The sequence below is a fragment of the Pseudomonas sp. NY15354 genome, assembly GCF_048068075.1.
Taxonomy (GTDB): Bacteria; Pseudomonadota; Gammaproteobacteria; order Pseudomonadales; family Pseudomonadaceae; genus Aquipseudomonas; species Aquipseudomonas guariconensis_C.
The window spans coordinates 19,414-36,340 of record NZ_JBLUPV010000009.1; the positions used below are offsets into that span (position 1 = coordinate 19,414).

At 63.9% G+C, this 16,927-nt stretch carries 15 protein-coding genes; 5 read left to right on the plus strand and 10 right to left on the minus strand.

The genetic code is table 11. From position 1 onward, the window contains the following. Positions 1–131: 131 nt before the first annotated feature. Positions 132–863: a hypothetical protein gene (locus ACNFCH_RS11380; protein WP_043210784.1), complete on the minus strand. Its 732-nt coding sequence runs from the start codon at positions 861–863 to the stop codon at positions 132–134. A 228-nt stretch (positions 864–1,091) separates the two neighbouring features. Then, complete coding sequence (gene hisN, locus ACNFCH_RS11385; RefSeq protein WP_416742802.1) at positions 1,092–1,883, minus strand: histidinol-phosphatase; 792 nt, start codon at positions 1,881–1,883, stop codon at positions 1,092–1,094. Between the two features lie 177 nt (positions 1,884–2,060). Between hisN and ACNFCH_RS11390 the strand changes: the two genes are divergently transcribed. After that, positions 2,061–2,951, plus strand: a complete 891-nt coding sequence (locus ACNFCH_RS11390) for a universal stress protein (RefSeq protein WP_416742803.1) — start codon at positions 2,061–2,063, stop codon at positions 2,949–2,951. A 190-nt stretch (positions 2,952–3,141) separates the two neighbouring features. Here the strand turns inward: ACNFCH_RS11390 and ACNFCH_RS11395 are convergent, their stop codons facing one another. From ACNFCH_RS11395 to ptrR, 4 genes are all read right to left on the minus strand, one after another. Further along, on the minus strand, positions 3,142–3,663 hold the full coding sequence (locus tag ACNFCH_RS11395; protein ID WP_337157279.1) for an acyloxyacyl hydrolase: 522 nt from the start codon (positions 3,661–3,663) through the stop codon (positions 3,142–3,144). Between the two features lie 328 nt (positions 3,664–3,991). After that, positions 3,992–4,738 (minus strand): phytanoyl-CoA dioxygenase family protein, encoded by a 747-nt coding sequence (locus tag ACNFCH_RS11400; RefSeq protein ID WP_416742804.1) that lies wholly within the window; start codon positions 4,736–4,738, stop codon positions 3,992–3,994. 164 nt (positions 4,739–4,902) lie between these two features. After that, entirely contained in the window at positions 4,903–5,346 is a 444-nt protein-coding gene (locus tag ACNFCH_RS11405) for a hypothetical protein (RefSeq protein ID WP_070090893.1), read from the minus strand. A gap of 85 nt (positions 5,347–5,431) precedes the next feature. Then, on the minus strand, positions 5,432–6,298 hold the full coding sequence (ptrR, locus tag ACNFCH_RS11410) for a putrescine utilization regulator PtrR (protein WP_196164418.1): 867 nt from the start codon (positions 6,296–6,298) through the stop codon (positions 5,432–5,434). Positions 6,299–6,404: 106 nt separating this feature from the next. Here ptrR and ACNFCH_RS11415 point away from each other — a divergent pair, with 106 nt between their 5' ends. Then, a complete protein-coding gene (locus tag ACNFCH_RS11415) occupies positions 6,405–7,790 on the plus strand; it encodes an aldehyde dehydrogenase family protein (RefSeq protein ID WP_416742805.1) in 1,386 nt (461 codons plus the stop codon). A 159-nt stretch (positions 7,791–7,949) separates the two neighbouring features. Here ACNFCH_RS11415 and ACNFCH_RS11420 read toward each other — a convergent pair whose 3' ends face one another. Beyond that, positions 7,950–9,224, minus strand: coding sequence for a serine hydrolase domain-containing protein (locus tag ACNFCH_RS11420; protein WP_416742806.1), 1,275 nt, complete (start codon positions 9,222–9,224; stop codon positions 7,950–7,952). 194 nt (positions 9,225–9,418) lie between these two features. On the opposite strand from ACNFCH_RS11420, the gene ACNFCH_RS11425 reads away from it, so the two are divergent. Continuing rightward, on the plus strand, positions 9,419–10,351 hold the full coding sequence (locus ACNFCH_RS11425) for an alpha/beta fold hydrolase (protein ID WP_416742807.1): 933 nt from the start codon (positions 9,419–9,421) through the stop codon (positions 10,349–10,351). Here the strand turns inward: ACNFCH_RS11425 and ACNFCH_RS11430 are convergent. The 3 genes from ACNFCH_RS11430 to ACNFCH_RS11440 form a co-directional block, all read right to left on the minus strand. Then, positions 10,326–11,147, minus strand: a complete 822-nt coding sequence (locus ACNFCH_RS11430) for a helix-turn-helix transcriptional regulator (protein ID WP_416742808.1) — start codon at positions 11,145–11,147, stop codon at positions 10,326–10,328. The genes ACNFCH_RS11425 and ACNFCH_RS11430 overlap by 26 nt on opposite strands. A gap of 196 nt (positions 11,148–11,343) precedes the next feature. Continuing rightward, complete coding sequence (locus ACNFCH_RS11435; protein WP_416742809.1) at positions 11,344–12,762, minus strand: aminotransferase; 1,419 nt, start codon at positions 12,760–12,762, stop codon at positions 11,344–11,346. Between the two features lie 37 nt (positions 12,763–12,799). Further along, positions 12,800–13,903, minus strand: coding sequence for a polyamine ABC transporter substrate-binding protein (locus ACNFCH_RS11440; RefSeq protein WP_337157286.1), 1,104 nt, complete (start codon positions 13,901–13,903; stop codon positions 12,800–12,802). 249 nt (positions 13,904–14,152) lie between these two features. Here ACNFCH_RS11440 and ACNFCH_RS11445 point away from each other — a divergent pair, with 249 nt between their 5' ends. Then, positions 14,153–15,802: an MFS transporter gene (locus tag ACNFCH_RS11445; protein ID WP_416742811.1), complete on the plus strand. Its 1,650-nt coding sequence runs from the start codon at positions 14,153–14,155 to the stop codon at positions 15,800–15,802. Beyond that, positions 15,799–16,926: an HlyD family secretion protein gene (locus ACNFCH_RS11450; RefSeq protein WP_416742812.1), complete on the plus strand. Its 1,128-nt coding sequence runs from the start codon at positions 15,799–15,801 to the stop codon at positions 16,924–16,926. The genes ACNFCH_RS11445 and ACNFCH_RS11450 overlap by 4 nt, the downstream gene beginning before the upstream one ends. Position 16,927: the final 1 nt, after the last annotated feature.

Here is a 16,927-nt window from a genome sequence, read left to right on the forward strand (position 1 = left end):
ATGCGACCAAAGCAAACGCCGTGCGGATAGCGAACGCCCCGAAAGCGAGACGTGTTCGGTTATCGGACAGCGCTTCGCGGGTAAACCCGCCCCCTGAAGGTTGCCAACCCTTGTCGACTTCACAACGCCGGCTACTGCACCGGCAGGAAGTTCAGCAACAGCAGGCTTTGCGCATAGTTCAGACCGATCCGCCGGTAGCGTTCGTCAAGCATCTGGGCCAACAGGTCCAACCGCGCGACGATCTTGCCGAACTCCACGGCAAAGCTCAGGTTGCTGCCCTCTTCGGAGATTTCATTGGAAAACAGCAACAATACGCCATTGGCGTCCTGGCGCTGGCTCAGCATCCAGGTGGCCTTCTCGATGTTGCGGGCGGCGTTGTTGACGAACAGCGGATCGATGGTGTCGGTCATGTAGAACTCGGTGCGCCCGCCATGAGCGGTGATCAGCATGCTGCCAATGGCGTAGATGAAGGCGCCGACACGGTCGCCGCGAAATTCCGGGCTCAAGGCGTAGCTCAAGGCCGCCAGGTCGCGCCGATTGCCAAGCTGTGCCAAGGGTTGGCGCTGCTCGATGGCCAGGCGGATCTGGCGCTCGGCGGTAGCGGCGTCGAGGTAGCCCGATTGCTTCCACTGGTTGGGATTGCGCTGGTAGAGCTTGTTCATCAGCAGGTACAGGCTCTGCAGGTTGTCACGCATGGCAATCGTCGCCATGCGGTCGACGCTGGTCTGGAACAGCTCGCTGGGCTTGCCGTCACCGAGCTGGGTGAGGACATCGCGCCCCTGCTCCTGGGTGCAGGCGCACAGGGCCGTCAGGGCGCCAGCCAGGAGCAGGCGGGATAAAAGTCTGGGCAGTGAAACAACCATCGGCACCGGGGTCTGGAATCAACGGCTGGGTCGGGCATCGGCTCAGCCTGGCCATTGATAGAGCGTGCGAATGGAGAAAAGTGCGGTGGGCAAGCGAAACGCTTGAGCGAACAACGGCCTTGTGTTGCTTGCACCGGCCTGTTCGCAGGTGAACCCGCTCCCACCGGTACAGCGGTGTTGTTGGAAGCACCGCAGAACCAAGTAGGAGCGGGTTTACCCACCAAGCGATCACATGGCGTGACGCAGCATCTCGATCACCTGCGCATGCAGCGCCGGATCGCCACAGGCCACCACGCACCCGCCATTCTGTGCCGAGCTGCCGTCCCAGGCCGTGATCACACCGCCTGCGCCTTCGATGATCGGCATCAGCGCCTGTACGTCATAGGGCTGCAGGCTGGCTTCGACGATCACATCGACAAACCCCGATGCCAGCATGCAGTAGGCGTAGCAGTCGCCGCCATAACGCATCAGTCGCGCCTTGCCGGCCACCGCCTCGAAGGCCGCCTTGCGCTCGGCGGTATCGAACATGTCTGGGGTGGTGCACATCAACGTTGCCGAAGCCAGATCGGCGCAGGCGCGGGTCTTGAGTGGCGTGCCACTGCGCCAGGCACCCTCTGGGGTGCCGACGAAGCGCTCGCGTGTGAACGGCTGGTTCATCACGCCCACCACCGGACGTTCGCCGTCGTTCAGGGCGATCAGCGTGCCCCACAGCGGCAGGCCGGTGATGAACGCGCGGGTGCCGTCGATCGGGTCCAACACCCAGGTCAACGGGCTGCTGCCTGCGGCCACGCCTTGTTCTTCCCCGAGAATGCCGTGGGCCGGGTAGCGCGCCTGGATCTGCTCACGCATGGCCTCTTCGGCGGCCTTATCGGCCACGGTCACCGGGTCGTACAGGCGCCCGCCCTTGTCCTCGACGTCCAGGCTTGCACGGAAATACGGCTTGATCGCCGCAGCGGCGGCATCGGCCAACTGCTCGGCGAAGGCGCGGAATTCGCCAATCTGTTCAACGCTCAGGGACATGGATCGGGCCTCGATGTAGGAGAAAAGGCTCGCATCATACCCCAGTCACCGCGCGCTGGAGGCATTGGCGCGGGCCCATCAGCCACCAGGGTCTAGACTGAGAAAGGAACTTGGGCGCCGCTTGGCGCGTAAACCGGCACGGGCGGTTTGGGGGGCTGCCACACGTGGAGGTATGAGATGAGCCAGTTCAAGCGATTGTTCGTGATGCTCGGTCCCCAGATGCGCCATACACCTGCCCTGCAACGGGCCGCGGCGCTGGCCGAATCCAGCGGTGCCTTGCTGGATATCAACGTGTTCGTTGACGATGTCGACACCTTTGGCCTGATGAGCGACAGCCGCGAGCGTGAACGGCTGCTCGAGCACAACCGCCAGTGGCTGGCCGATGAAGTCGAGCAGTTGCGCAACGCCGGGCTGGATGTCTCCACCGAGTTGCTGCTGACCCGCGACCCGCTGGGCAGCGTGCTGGAGCAGGTGGAGCGCCTGGGTTGCGACCTGCTGATCAAGGACGTGCAGCACGAACCCGTGCTCAAACGCCTGCTGGTGACGCCACTGGACTGGCAGTTACTCAAGGACAGCCCTGTGGCCGTGCACCTGGTCAGCGACATCCGCCTGCCCCTGCCCCGGCAGATCGCCGCGGCGGTCGATCTCAACTGCCATGGCGCCGGCGAGCACTTGGACGAGCAGGTCATCCACTGCGCCCATGCCCTGGCCCTTCAGTGCAACGCCGAGCTGCACCTGTTGCACGTGTGCGACGCGGCCAAGACCCATATCGCCGACTTCGGCGCCGGTACCGTGACCATGCCAGGCTTCGACGGCAGCGTACGCACGGCCCAGCGGGCGGCGTTCAACCGTCTGGGCGATCACCATCAGATCGACCTTGAGCGTCGGCATTTTCTCGAAGGGCCGGCCATTCGCGCGATTGCCGAATTCGTCAGCCACAGCCGGGCCGACGTGATCGTCATGGGCAGCCATCGTCACGATGCGATGCAGACCTTCCTCGGCGGCACCACCGCCCATGTGGTGGAGCATCCGTTGTGCAATGTGCTGGCGATCAAGGCGGTGCGCTGACATGCAGAGACGTTGCAGGCGTGCAAAAGCCGTGGTCTTGCGTTGCCTGCGCTGGCCTATTCGCGGGACAAGCCCGTTCCTACAAGATGGCGGTGATCCCCTGTAGGAGCGGGTTTACCCGCGAACACCGGCGCAGCCGGAGCCAGGCAACACGTAGCGCTCCTACAGGCGCGCTACTGCTCGATGGGTGTCAGAAGCCCTTGCTGTAGTACAGCGAGTAGGACTCGATGCCGTCGTTCGGCTGCTTGAGGCCGGCGTTGGAATAGTGCATCGCGCGCACGCCGATCTTCTGTTCGGCCGGCAACTTCAAGCCAAAGCCGATGCGGTCTTCGAAGTTGACCGAAGAGCCCAGGCGCTGATCGCCCACATCGGTCTTGGAGAACGCAGCAAGACCAATACCGGCTTCAATGAACGGCGTATAGGTAAAACCGCTGAACTCATAGACGAACACCGGGCTGAACGACAGCGAGTGCGCCCCGCTGGCTTCGCCGCCTTCCCAATAGGTGTAGGCCGCATCCCAGTAACCGGTCAGGTGGCCGGTATTGCTTTCGAACCACTTCTTGTCCCAGTCGAACGAAAGGCCGATACGGTAGGTCATGTCGCCTTGGCCGGTGGCACCAACGGCGCCGGACACTTGTGCGGCCTGGGCCAGGTTGGCGCCGGCGAAAGCCAGGACGGCGGCAGCCAGCGAAGCGGCGAGACGGGTTTTCATCTATGAATCTCCTGATGGTCTTCACGGACAAGCCAGCGCACTCTCTGCCGGCTTGACTCCAAATGGGGGGCTTTTGCCCCTCTTTCTTAGTGTCCTGAATCGGGTGCATCCAACCACGTTACAAGACGTAATACTTTTTGGATTATCGGCCAATCAAACAAAAAGTTGAAAGGCTGTTTGCCATCCCTGGATAAAACACTCTGTTGCACATTTGTAAATAATCGAGGGCGCCGCGCGGAATTTTTATATCGCAGCGCCAAAAGGTCCCTCAGAAATACCTTAAACATGCCGACTAATTTGCCTCGCGCAGCGACTGTCGGCAGGCCCCTCAGTCATACACCGACTCCTCGTGTTCACCCAACAAACGCCGCTGCCGGGGCGTCGCTTCTTCCAGCACATCAGGGTTGAAGTGCCAGGCCAGATAGGGCGAAAACTTCTGCGCGACCATGCGCCGGCCATAGTGCACTTGCAGCATGTCGCGCTTGTTGCCCGCGCTGTGGTTGGCGCCGCCGCCATGCCACAGGTCACTGCGAAACACCAGCGCATCACCGGCATGACAGAGTACCGCCCTGACGCCCTGCCCCTGCCAGCTGTCCTCCCCCTCCTGGGGTGGGCGGCCGGCGAAGTGGCTACCCGGCACGATCCGGGTCGGGCCGACAGATTCATCGATATCGCACAAGTACAACTGGGCGGTGAGGACCTGGATCGGCTGGCTGTAGTCTTCCCGGCCGCGGATCCAGTCCGGCAACTCCATAGGCAGGTAATCCAGGTGCAGCCCCATGCCCGGGTAACCGGGGTGACTGCGCCAGGCTGTCTGGCCGATCACATGGCAGTCGTTCCCCAGCACGGCCTCGGCCAGATTGATCAATGGCGGAAGATCCAGGAACGACAACCACAGCGGATTGCGGTTGAACACACATTTGTAGTGCTCCAACAGCCCTTGGTAGTCCCAATGAAGCGGCTGCAACTCATCGATGGCGCAACGCAGCAGGGCAATGCGCAGCGGCTCCAGAACGCCTGGAATCAGCACGTAGCCGCATTCATCCAGCGATTTCAACTGAGTTTCCAGGTTCATGGCCATGCTCCGGCAGGCGCTCTGCTGAAATATCAGAAGGACGCGGAATCAGGATCGTTCAAAAAATATAGGCCCGATCGCGCCCTCCTGCAGGAAGCCACGATCAGGCCTGTAGGCTGATTCCCGCCGGAGTACAAATGTATTCCGGCGTATTCAAGGGCACTTCACTGCCAGTGAAGGCTCACATTGGCGGGGGATTTGCCGCTCACCGTCACCTGTTGCTGCACGGTCTGCCCATCGGCATTGCCGGTGACCCGGTACTGCCCTGGCGGTAATTGCACGAACAACAGTGGGCCGACATCCTGCAACGCCAGCACCGGCTGGCCTTGGGCGTTCTGGATATCCACCGTGGCGCCACTCTGGAACTTGTCGTCCGCGCCGACGGACAAGGTGACGTGCAGGTCGTAGCCGGTGGTGCGACGCAAGGCATTGGCTTCATCCTGGCCGATTCCGCCTTGCAGGTAACGCACGCCGTTCTGCTCCTGCGGTTGCAACTGGACGGCCTGCGGATCGATCGGTGCGTTCAGGTCGGCCGCAGCGGCGAGGGTCCAAGGCAAGGCCAAGGCCACCAGCAAGGCGGCGCACAGCCCGTAATGGTGTTTGCGCATGGTGCATTCCTCCCTTCGAGGGGATGGTCTACACAATGTTCGACGCCGCATCACCAGGGGTGTTCGGGGCCGGGGCGGCCGTCGGTCAGGCCGTGCGCCGCTCCTCCAGCAGCTTGACGAACATGCTCAGGCTGCGCGAGACCGTGCCCCGGCGCCACACCAGCCAGGTCTTGAGGTAGCGAAAGTCCTCCGACAACGGCCAGACGCTCACCGTGCTGCAGCCTGGCATGCTGTCGAGCATGCTGCGTGGCATCAAGGCCAGGCCGGCACCGGCGCTCACGCAGGCCAGCATGCCGTGGTAGGACTCCATCTCATGGATCTTGCCCGGCACTGCCTGGTCCTGGACAAACCAGTTTTCGAAATGATGGCGATAGGAGCAGTTAGCCCGGAAGGCATAGATGCTCTCCCCGTTCACATCGCGGGCGCGCCCCACCGGGGCATGGTTGAGCGGCGCGATGATGACCATCTCTTCCTCGAATACCGGCATGCCTTCAAGGGTGGGATGGAGCACCGGCCCGTCGACGAATGCCGCCACCAGGCGCCCGGACAGCACGCCTTCGAGCATGGTGCCCGACGGGCCGGTGGACAGGTCCAGGTCGACCTTGGGAAAACGCTGGTTGTAGGCCGCCAGCAGGCCGGGAATGCGCACCGCCGCCGTGCTTTCCAGCGACCCCAGGGCGAAGGTGCCCTGGGGATCCTCGCCGGCCACGGTCAGACGCGCCTCATGCACCAGGTCGAGGATGCGCCGGGTGTACTCGAGAAAGTTCCAACCCGCCGGCGACAGGCGCAGCCGGCTTTTTTCCCGGATGAACAGCTCGACGCCCAGGTCCTCCTCCAGTTGCTTGATGCGCGTGGTCAGATTGGATGGGACGCGATGGATCTGCTGCGCGGCAGCACTGATGCTGCCGTGCTCGGCCACGGCCTTGAAGATTTCCAGTTGCACCAGGTCCACGGTCTTTCTCCATTCGTGAATGTTTCGCTCATTATTATTCAGTTTTCATTAAAACCGCACACCACTAGTCTGGGCCTCAGTCGGATACAACAACGAGGAACCCGCCATGAGCGAGATCAGCAGCCTGACCCATGCCATTTCCGTCGACCCGCACAGCGGCGAGCGGATCGGCCATTACGCCTTCGACACCGACGCCGCACTGGAAGCGGCGCTGCAACGCGCCAAGCAAGGCTTTGGCCAGTGGCGCCAGGTGTCGCTGGGTCAGCGCAGCGAATACCTGCTCGCCCTGGCAGGCGCCCTGCAAGCCAACCACGAAGCCTTCGCCCAGATGATCACCCGCGAGATCGGCAAGCCGATCACCCAGGCCCGTGGTGAAGTGAGCAAGTGCATCGGCCTGTGCCAGTGGTACGCCGAGCACGGCCCGGCCATGCTTGCGCCGGAGCCGACCCAGATCGAGAAAGCCCGCATCGAGTACCGTCCGATGGGCCCGATCCTGGCGGTGATGCCGTGGAACTTCCCGATCTGGCAGGTCCTGCGTGGCGCCGTGCCCGCTCTGCTGGCCGGCAACACCTATGTCCTCAAACATGCCCCGAACGTGATGGGCAGCGCCTACCTGCTGCTCGACGCCTTCAAACAGGCCGGGCTGCCCGAAGGCGTGTTCGAAGTGATCAACGTCACCCCAGAGGGCGTCACCCGAGCCATCAATGACCCACGCATCGCCGCCGTCACCCTCACCGGCAGCGTGCGGGCCGGCATGGCCATCGGCGCCCAGGCAGGCGCGGCGCTGAAAAAATGCGTGTTGGAACTGGGCGGCTCGGACCCGTTCATCGTCCTTGCCGACGCTGACTTGGACGCGGCGGTCAAGGCGGCCGTGATCGGCCGTTACCAGAACACCGGCCAGGTCTGCGCCGCCGCCAAGCGCATGATCGTCGAGCAAGGCGTCGTCGAGGCGTTCACCCGCAAGTTCGTCGAGGCTACCCGCGAACTGAAAATGGGCAACCCGCTGCACGACGACACCTACATCGGCCCCATGGCCCGCTTCGACCTGCGCGATGAGCTCGACGGCCAAGTCCAGGCCACCCTCGCCGAAGGCGCCACCCTGCTGCTCGGCGGCAACAAGGCCGAAGGCGTGGGCAACTACTACGAGCCCACCGTGTTCGGTGATGTCACCCCCGAAATGACCGCCTTCAAGCAGGAGCTGTTCGGCCCAGTCGCGGCGATCATCACCGCCCGCGATGCCGACCATGCAGTGGAACTGGCCAATGACAGCGAGTTCGGCCTGGCCTCGACCATCTACACCGCCGACCTCGCCCTGGCCGAGCGCATGACCGCTGCCCTGGACACCGGTGGCGTGTTCATCAACGGCTATTGCGCCTCCGACCCACGCGTGGCCTTCGGCGGTGTGAAGAAGAGTGGATTCGGCCGTGAGCTGTCGCACTTCGGCGTGCGCGAGTTCTGCAACGTGCAGACCGTCTGGCTGGATCGCAACTGATCCCCGCCCACCAAGGCCACTGGCGCATTCGCGACTAAGCCCGCCCCCACCTGGCCCATCGGTGCGCTCGGCAGCACCGCGGTACTTGTTGGGGCGGGTTTACCCGCGAACAAACCCATGCAAGCCACGAAAGACAACCCCCCACAAGTGGCGAGCGCATCATGCGACCTGCAGGTCGGCGATCAGCCGCAACAGTCTCACCGTGTCGATGTCCAGCAGCCCCGCCGCCTCCCGGCTCGCGGAGAACTTGACGATTACCGTTTGCGTGCGGGTATCGGCATACAGGTACTGGCCGTGGATGCCGCTGCCCATCAGGGCGCGGTTGTCCAGCACGTAGAACTGGCTTTTGTAGGCGCCGCCCGGCAGCCAGTGGCTGTAATCGCAATTGTCGCGCAAGTACGCAGGTTCGGCGCTGCCCAGGATCCGCTCGAAGAGCTTCGCCGGCAGGACCTGGCGATTATCCAGCCGCCCCTTGTTCGCCAGCAGCAAGCCGACGCGCCCCAGGTCCGCCAGGGTGGAACACACGCCTGCCCCGGTAATGCCCCGCCCCCAGGCATCGGTGATGTACAAGCCGTCATCCTCGCACCCAAGGCTGCGCCAGAGCCGCTGCACCAGCCGTGGGAACGCAAGCCCCGTGACCACCTCGGCGACCCAGCCCAGCACCTCGCTGTTGGCCGTCACGTACTGGAAGAATCCACCGTGGGCGCGGTTCTGCCGCAGCGACAGCAGGTAGCTGTGCAGTGACTGCGCGCACACCTGCCCGTCAGCTGGGCGGATCAACCCGCTGGCGTAGGTGTAATGCGAAGCGTGCGAGGTCGGGTCGGTGTAGTCCTCGCGGTAGTCGACGCCCACCGCCATGTCCAGCAAATGGCCAACGCTGGCATTGGCGTAGGCGGTGCCAGCCAGGTCGGGAATCAGCTGCGCCACCTGGGAATCGTGGCTCAGGGCGCCGCGGTAGATCAGCTCCTCGACAATCAGCCCGACCAGCACCTGGCTCACCGAGAACCAGGCATGGCGATCGCCCACCTGCAGGCCGTTGTAGGTGCGTTCGAAGACCACCGCACCGTTACGGATCACCAGCAGGCCACAGGTCTGGCTGGCTCGCAGGTGCATATCCAAGGTCACCCTCAGGCCACAGACGCTGTCGAAGGCCAGGTCTTCCAGGGGCCAGGGGGTATGGCGCAGGGCTGCGGGGGCTGCGCCTTCGCGGCGGATCGCCTCGGTGGGAAACAACTTGCTGACATTGCGAAACGCCCAGGTGCTGTAGGGATAGGCCAGCCAGTTGTGCCGCCCCACGCGTTTATCCGCAGGCGGTGGAAAGCCCTCCATGATGCCCACGAGCACAGGGTCCGGCCCGCAGGGCGGGTCGGCGACCTCGAGGTAGGCGGCGCGCAGCGCGTCGTGATCGACAGGGTCATAGAGATGCGAAGACACAGAAGCTCCCACACAGATGCCCGGCAGCACATTGAATGCCCGAACGCAGGCGCAGCGCGATTCCAGAAACGACACATGTCGCCCACAGGTATGTTTGGCGAGCATTGACAGCGCTTTCGTCGTTATCGGAACAGGCCCGCCCCTTAAGAAAAACAATAGTCCGGGCCAGCCCCCTGGAGAACGGAGACAACACGATGCGCCTGACCCCTGCTCTGCTGCTGGCCCTGGCCTTCTTCACCACCCAAGGCCATGCCCAGCCACAACCGGTCGATCAACAACGCTTCGCCAGCCAAAAGCAGCAGACCTTGCTGCCCAACGGCACCACCCTGGCCTATTACGAGGCCGGCGATCCGAAAGGCCCGGCCTTGGTGCTGCTGCATGGGTTCACCGACAATGCCCGCTCCTGGAGCTTGACCCTGCCTTACCTGGACGCGCGCTACCGGATCATCGCCGTCGACCTGCGCGGCCATGGCCGCAGCAGCGCGCCCGAATGCTGCTACGCGTTGAACGATATGGCCTATGACATCCGCCTGCTGCTCGACCGCCTGGGCATCGCCAAGGCCAGCCTGGTGGGGCACTCGCTGGGCAGCATCCTCGCCCAGACCTTGGCCGAGCAATACCCCGAGCGCGTCGACAAGGTGGTGCTGGTATCGAGTACCGGCTCCACCACTCAGATCAGCCAGGAAGGCAGTTGGCTGGCCACCCAGATCGCCGCGCTCAAGGCGCCGATCGACCCCGACTCGCCCTTCATGCGTGAGTGGTACGCCAACCCGTTGCCGGTCGATGCGGACTTCATCGCCCGAGAGCGGGCAGAAAGCGCCGCCGTGCCCTTGCAGGTCTGGCGTGGCGTGCTGCACGCCTTGCAGGTTACCGAATTCGGCCGTGACCTACCCAAACTCAAGGCCCCTGTGCTGATCCTACATGGCAGCCAGGATTCGCTGTTCGATGCCAATGCCCAAAACGCGCTACGTCAGGCCCTGCCTCAGGCCAGGTTCCACGCTTTCGCCGATGCCGGTCACAACCTCGCCTGGGAACACCCACAGGCCGCCGCCGAGCAGATCAACGCCTTTCTCGCCAACACCGCTGAAGAGACTGCGCGGATCAGCCCTGGCGCAACCAGTCGATGAAGCGGGCAAACAGCTCGGATTGGGAGTTGATCTCAAGCTTCAGGTAAAGGTTCTTGCGGTGCATGCGCACCGTTTCCGGTGAGATGCCCAGTTCGATGGCCGTGGACTTGACCGAGTGCCCGCGCAGAATCATGTGCGCCACTTCGCGCTCCCGGTCGGTGAGCACCTGGCAGCCGAAGCTGTCGAACGCCGCTTGCAGGCCGCCGGACTCAGGGGTCTGCGGGGCTTCCAACAGGTGCGCGCGCGCATAGCGCCCCAGCAGTTCGCGCACCATCGGCTCCACTGCCCGCAGCAGGTCCAGTTGCGCAGCGCTCAGGCGTGTGCCGCTGCAGCCCTGGAACAGGCTCAGGGAGACCTTGCGGTCCTGGGCGATGTCGGCGATGAAGTAGCTGTCTTCGCTGCAACCGGTGCCCAGGTAATAGGCTTTGTAATAGTCGCTGTCGAAGAAGTTGTCCGGTGCGATGTCGGCCAGGTGATAGAAGCCCTCGGCCAGCCCGTTTTCCACCGCCAGGCAGAACGGGTCGAGCAGGTAGCCTGCGGCGAAGTACCGATTGAGCACTGCCTCGCGGTGGCATTCGGGGATGCCCTGCTGGTAGAGCAACCGCGGTGCCCGACCCCGGCATTCCAGGCTGATCATCATCGACTCGACCGACACCAGCTGGCCGAGGGCAGCGGCCAGATGGGCCAGGGCATCGGGTGTGTCGCTGTAGGCGAAGGCGTGCTGCAAGGCTGCATGCCACTGCTGCAGGGCGCGGAAAGTCAGGGTGATGGGCGTATCGGGGGTAGGCTGGGTCATGCCCGGCAGTCTAGCCTGCCGGGCAGGTGCGCGCACAGCCTGTCTTAGGCTCTGTACGAAAAGCCTTGATACTCGGTGATGCTGCGTTGAAAACAGCCTCGGAATGCTCATTTACAACCCGTAAACTCCGCTTCCTCGGCTGTTTTCGCCTTGCCTGACCTTCGTCTCAAGACTTTTCATACAGACCCTAGGTGAGTCATTGGCCGTGGTACAGCCCTTCGCTGCGCAGCTCCTGGGCGGTGTCGAGAATGCACTGGCGCAGGATTTCGACGATCTCGTCGACCTGGGCATGGGTGATCACCAACGGTGGCGACATCACGTTCAGGTGCATGATCGGCCGCACCAGCAGCCCTTTGGCCTGGGCTTTGCGGTGGATGCGCTCGCCGATGTTCACCACGTCGTCGAACAGCGCCTTGCTGGCTTTGTCAGCGACGAACTCGACACACGCCATCAGCTTCAGGCAGCGCACATCCCCCACCAGCGGCAGGTCGCGCAGGGTGGCCAGGCGCTGCTCCAGGTAGCCGCCCACCTCGTTGACGTGTGCCAGCAGGTTCTCCCGCTCGATGATTTCGATGTTCTTCAGCGCCGCGGTGCAGCACACCGGGTGACCACTGTAGGTAAAACCATGGGTGAAGCAGCGGCCATTGCCGGGCTCGGCGATCACCTGCCAGATGCGCTCGGAGAAGATGCACGCCCCCAGCGGCAGATAGGCCGAGGTCAGGCCTTTGGCGGTGGTGATGATGTCCGGTTGCACGCCGAACAGCTGCTCGCTGGCAAAGAAGGTGCCCAGGCGACCGAACGACGTTACCACTTCGTCGGCGACGAACAGGATGTCGTAGGTCTGGCACAGCTGCCACATGCGCTGCAGATAACCCTTGGGCGGAATGATCACCCCGCCCGAACCCATGATCGGCTCGGCGAAGAAGGCCGCGACGTTGTCCGGGCCCAGCGAGAGGATCTTGTCCTCGAACTCGGCCACCAGGAAGTCGAGGAACTCGGCTTCGTCCATGTCATCCGGGGCACGGTACGGGTTGGGGTTGGAGATGTGGTGAATCAACGGGTGCGCGTAATCGAATTCCGGCACCCGGTCGGCGGCCTTGTTGCCGATCGACATGGTCAGGGTGGTGGAGCCGTGGTAGGCGTTGTAGCGGGCGATGATGTGCTTCTTGTTCGGCTTGCCGCGGCAGTTCTGGTAGTACTGGATCAACCGGTAGGCGGTGTCCACCGCCGTCGAGCCGCCTGTGGTGAGGAACACGTGGTTCAGGTCACCGGGGGCCAGTTCAGCGAGCTTCTGGCACAGCTCGATGGCCACATCGTTGGCCATGTCGGAGAACGGGTTGGAATAGGCCAGTTTGCGCACCTGGTCGGCGATGGCCAGGGCCATTTCCTCGCGGCCCAGGCCAATGTTGGTGCACCACATGCCGCCTACGGCATCGAGGAAGCGATTGCCCTCGGTGTCGCGGATGTATGCGCCCTCGCCGGCCACGATGTTCAGCGCACCTTGCTCCCGGTGCTCGTCGAACATGTGGTAGCCGTGCATGTAGTGGGCCTTGTCGGCCTCCACCAATGCGTCCTGGGCAGGTGTCGAAGCGAAGGCTTTGCTGGGCATGGCCATAAGGGCAGCTCCTTGGCAGAAAACGAAGAAAGAGAACTCAGTAACCGGTCTTGACCGTGCTCCACACGCGGGTGATGGCGCGCATGTCCCTTGGGGCCTGGGTCTTTTGTGCGAACAGACGACCCCGGGTGGCGTCGTCGGGGTAGATCGCCGGGTTGTCACGGATGTCCGCCTGCACCAGGGCCGTGGCGGCGCCGTTGCTGTTGGCGTAGTGGATGTAGTTGGTCACCTTGGCCATGGTCTGCGGCTGCAGCAGGAACTCGATGAAACGGTGCGCATTGGCCACGTGGGGCGCGTCCTTGGGCAGGTAGAGGTTGTCGAACCAGATCAGCGAGCCTTCCTTGGGTATGAAGAAGTCCAGGGTGATGTTCTTCTTCGCCTCCTCGGCGCGGGCCTGCGCGGTGGCATAGTCACCGGACCAGGTCAGGGCCATGCACACGTCCCCGTTGGGCAGGCTGGTGAGGTAGTTCACCGAATCGAACTTCTTGATGTAGGGGCGGATGCCCATCAGCAGCTTTTCGGCGGCCTTCAGGTCAGCCTGTGCGGCGCTGTGCGGGTCCTTGCCCAGGTATTGCAGGGCCAGGGGAATGACTTCGCTGGGTGCGTCCATCAGGGTGACGCCGCAATCGGCGAAGCGCGAGACGATCTTGGGGTCGAACAGCATGGCCAGCGAGCCGATCGGGGCATCGGGCATGCGCGCCTTGATCTTCTCGACGTTGTAGGTCACCCCGGAGCTGCCCCAGGTGTAGGGCGCCGAGAACTTCAAGCCTGGGTCGTAGCTTTGCAGCTCGTTGACTACCTTGGCGTCGAGGTTGTGCCAACTGGGCAACTGGCGCTTGTCCAGGGGTTGGAACACCCCCGCCTGGATCAGCGGCGGCACCAAGGAAGCGTTGAGCATGACCAGATCGTAGCCGGAGCGACCGGTCAACAGCTTGGTCTGCACGGTCTCGTAGCCATCGAAGGTGTCGTAGATCACCTTGATGCCCGTGGCCTTTTCAAAATCGGCCAGGGTGGTTTCACCGATATAGTCGGTCCAGTTGTACAACCGCAGCGTGTTGCTGGTGTCCTCTTGCGCCGCCAACGTGACCGTGGCGGCGGACGCCAGCAACAGACTGCCAATCACCTTCAGTGCCTTGCCCATAGCAACTCCATCGTGTGACTGCTCGGGATGAGCCGGTGGACGTACTATCGGGACAATCGCTGAGCGGGAACATACCCCGAATGTGTGGGGTCGACTGGATTCTGGATTCAACTGGGGCAATCCAGGCTGTCTGAGCTTGCGACAGCCTGCGATGGGGTGCGAAGCGCCCCCACAGGCTTGGCACCGGTATTTTCATTCCCACCACGAGTCGCGTAGAGTTTTTCCACGCGACCAAGGGCTGCATCACGAATGGACAAGTACACGCCACGCCAGTGGCTCCCCCACGAAAAGCCCAGTCTGCCTGGTTCGCCCTCCACGCCCCTGCACGCCCCTGGCAAACGCCTGGCCTATGGCGCGGTGGGCCTTTTGGTGGCGATCACCGGTGGCCTGGGCAATGCACTGGTCACCGCCAACCTGTCCTTCCTGCAAGGCGCCTTGGGCGCGACCAGCGCCGAGATGGCCTGGCTGCCCGCCGCGTTCGTGATGACCAACGTCTCGATGAACCTGCTGCTGGTGAAGTTTCGCCAGCAGTTCGGCCTGCGCGCGTTCACCGAAGTCTTCCTGGTGCTCTACGCCCTGGTCACTTTCGCCCACCTGTTCGTCAACGACCTCAACTCGGCCATCGCGGTCCGCGCCGCCCACGGCATGGTCGGCGCGGCGCTGAGCTCCTTGGGCCTTTACTACATGATCCAGGCCTTCCCCGCGCAGTGGCGGCTCAAGGCCATGGTGCTGGGCCTGGGCGCCTCGCAACTGGCGGTGCCGCTGGCCCGGGTGTTTTCCGAAGACCTGTTGCAGATCGCCGAATGGCGTGGCCTCTATATGTTCGAGCTGGGCCTGGCGCTGGCCGCGCTGGGCTGCGTCCTGCAACTCAAGTTGCCACCTGGGGATCGCTTCAAGACCTTCGAGCCCCTGGATTTTCTGACCTTCTCGCTGATGGCCAGCGGCACCGCCCTGCTCTGCGCCGTACTTTCCTTGGGGCGCATCGACTGGTGGCTGGAGGCGCCCTGGATCGGCGTGGCCCTGGCCGCGTCCATCGCCCTGGTGTGCTCGGGCCTTGCCATCGAGCACAACCGCATCAACCCGTTGCTGATGACGCGCTGGCTGGGCAGCGGCGCAGTGGTGCGCCTGGCCTTGTGCGTGGTGCTCATCCGCATGGTCACCTCTGAGCAATCCACCGGTGCAGTGGGCTTTTTGCAGGCGCTGAACATGGGCAGCGAGCAGATGCGCAGCCTGTACTGGATCATGCTGCTGGGCGCGGCCACAGGCCTTGCGACCAGCGCCCTGACCATCAACCCGGCGCACCTGGTCACGCCGCTGTTCATCTCCCTGGCGGCGATGGCCACCGGGGCCTTCATGGATGCGAGCTCCAGCAACCTGACCCGGCCCGAGCAGATGTACCTGAGCCAGTTCCTGCTGGCCTTCGGCAGCACGTTCTTCCTGGGCCCGTCCATGGCCCTGGGCATCAGTCACGTGCGCGCCAACCCGCGCAACCTGGTGAGCTTCTCGGTGATGTTCGGGATCTGCAACAACCTCGGCGGGCTGATCGGCGCGGCCTTGCTGGGCACCTTCCAGACGGCGCGGGAGAAGTTCCACTCCAGCAACCTGGTCGAACGCTTGAGCGCGCTCGAACCGCTGGTCAACGCCAGGGTCCAGGGCGGCGGCGGCGGGTACGCCGGACTGATCGCCGACCCCGCCCTGCGCACCGAGATCGGCACGCGTCTTTTGGCCAGCGCGGCGACCCGCGAGGCCAACATCCTGGCCTACAACGATGTGTTCATGCTCATCGGCGCCATTGCCGTGGCGACCATGATCTGGATTCTGATTCGCAGCTACTGGCTGCGCCGCGCGGCGCAACCTGTGGCCTCCCCCGACACCACCAGCGGCGCTTCGACCCGATGACCCAGCCCACCCAATCCACGACCACCACCGCCATCGCCGAAACCCCGGAGGGCACCGCACCGCCCAGCGGGCCGGGCGACCAGACGCGCACGCGCCGTGTGCGTCTGCTTTCTTCGCTCAGCTTCGCCTGTGTGGCGCTGGCCGGCATCCTGCTGGTGCTCTATGCCTGGCGCCTGCCGCCGTTCAGCAGCGCCATCGAAAGTACCGAAAATGCCCTGGTGCGCGGCCAGGTGACGATCATCGGCCCGCAACTGGCCGGCTACATCGTCGAGGTGCCGGTGCATGACTTCCAGTTCGTCAAACGTGGCGACCTGCTGGTGCGCCTGGACGATCGCATCTACACCCAGCGTCTGGCGCAGTCCATCGCCCAGTTGCAACAGCAGCAGGCGGCACTGGCCAACAACCTGCAACAGCGCAAGAGTGCCGAAGCGGCCATCACCCAGCGCGAGGCCGCCATCCTGGATGCCACCGCCCAAGCGGACAAGGCCCAGGCCGACCTGCGCCGCAACCAGGCATTGGTCAGCGATGGCTCGGTCTCACGCCGGGAGCTGGACCTGAGCCGGGCCAGCCACGCCGCCGCGGTCGCCACTCTGGAGCAGGCCAAGGCGGCACTGGAAATCGCCCGACAAGACAAAGCCACCGTGGTGGTCAACCGCGCGGCCCTGGAAGCGGCCGTGGAAAACGCCAAGGCCGCGGTGGAGCTCGCCCGCATCGACCTGGACAACACCCGCGTGACTGCCCCGCGCGACGGTCAGTTGGGGCAGATCGGCACGCGCCTGGGCGCCTACGTCAACTCAGGGGCCCAGCTGATGGCGCTGGTCCCCGACACCCTGTGGGTCATCGCCAACATGAAGGAAACCCAAATGGCCCATGTGCGCATCGGCCAGCCGGTCACCTTCACCGTCGATGCGCTCGACCACCTCAAACTGCGGGGGCAGGTGCAGCAGATCTCGCCGGCCACCGGCTCCGAGTTCGCCCTGCTGCAGGCCGACAACGCCACCGGCAACTTCGTGAAGATCGCCCAGCGCATTCCGGTGCGGATCACCGTCGATCCCGACCAGCCAGAAGCCAAGCGGCTGCGCCCGGGAATGTCGGTGGTGGTGAGCATCGATACCCGTGAGTGAG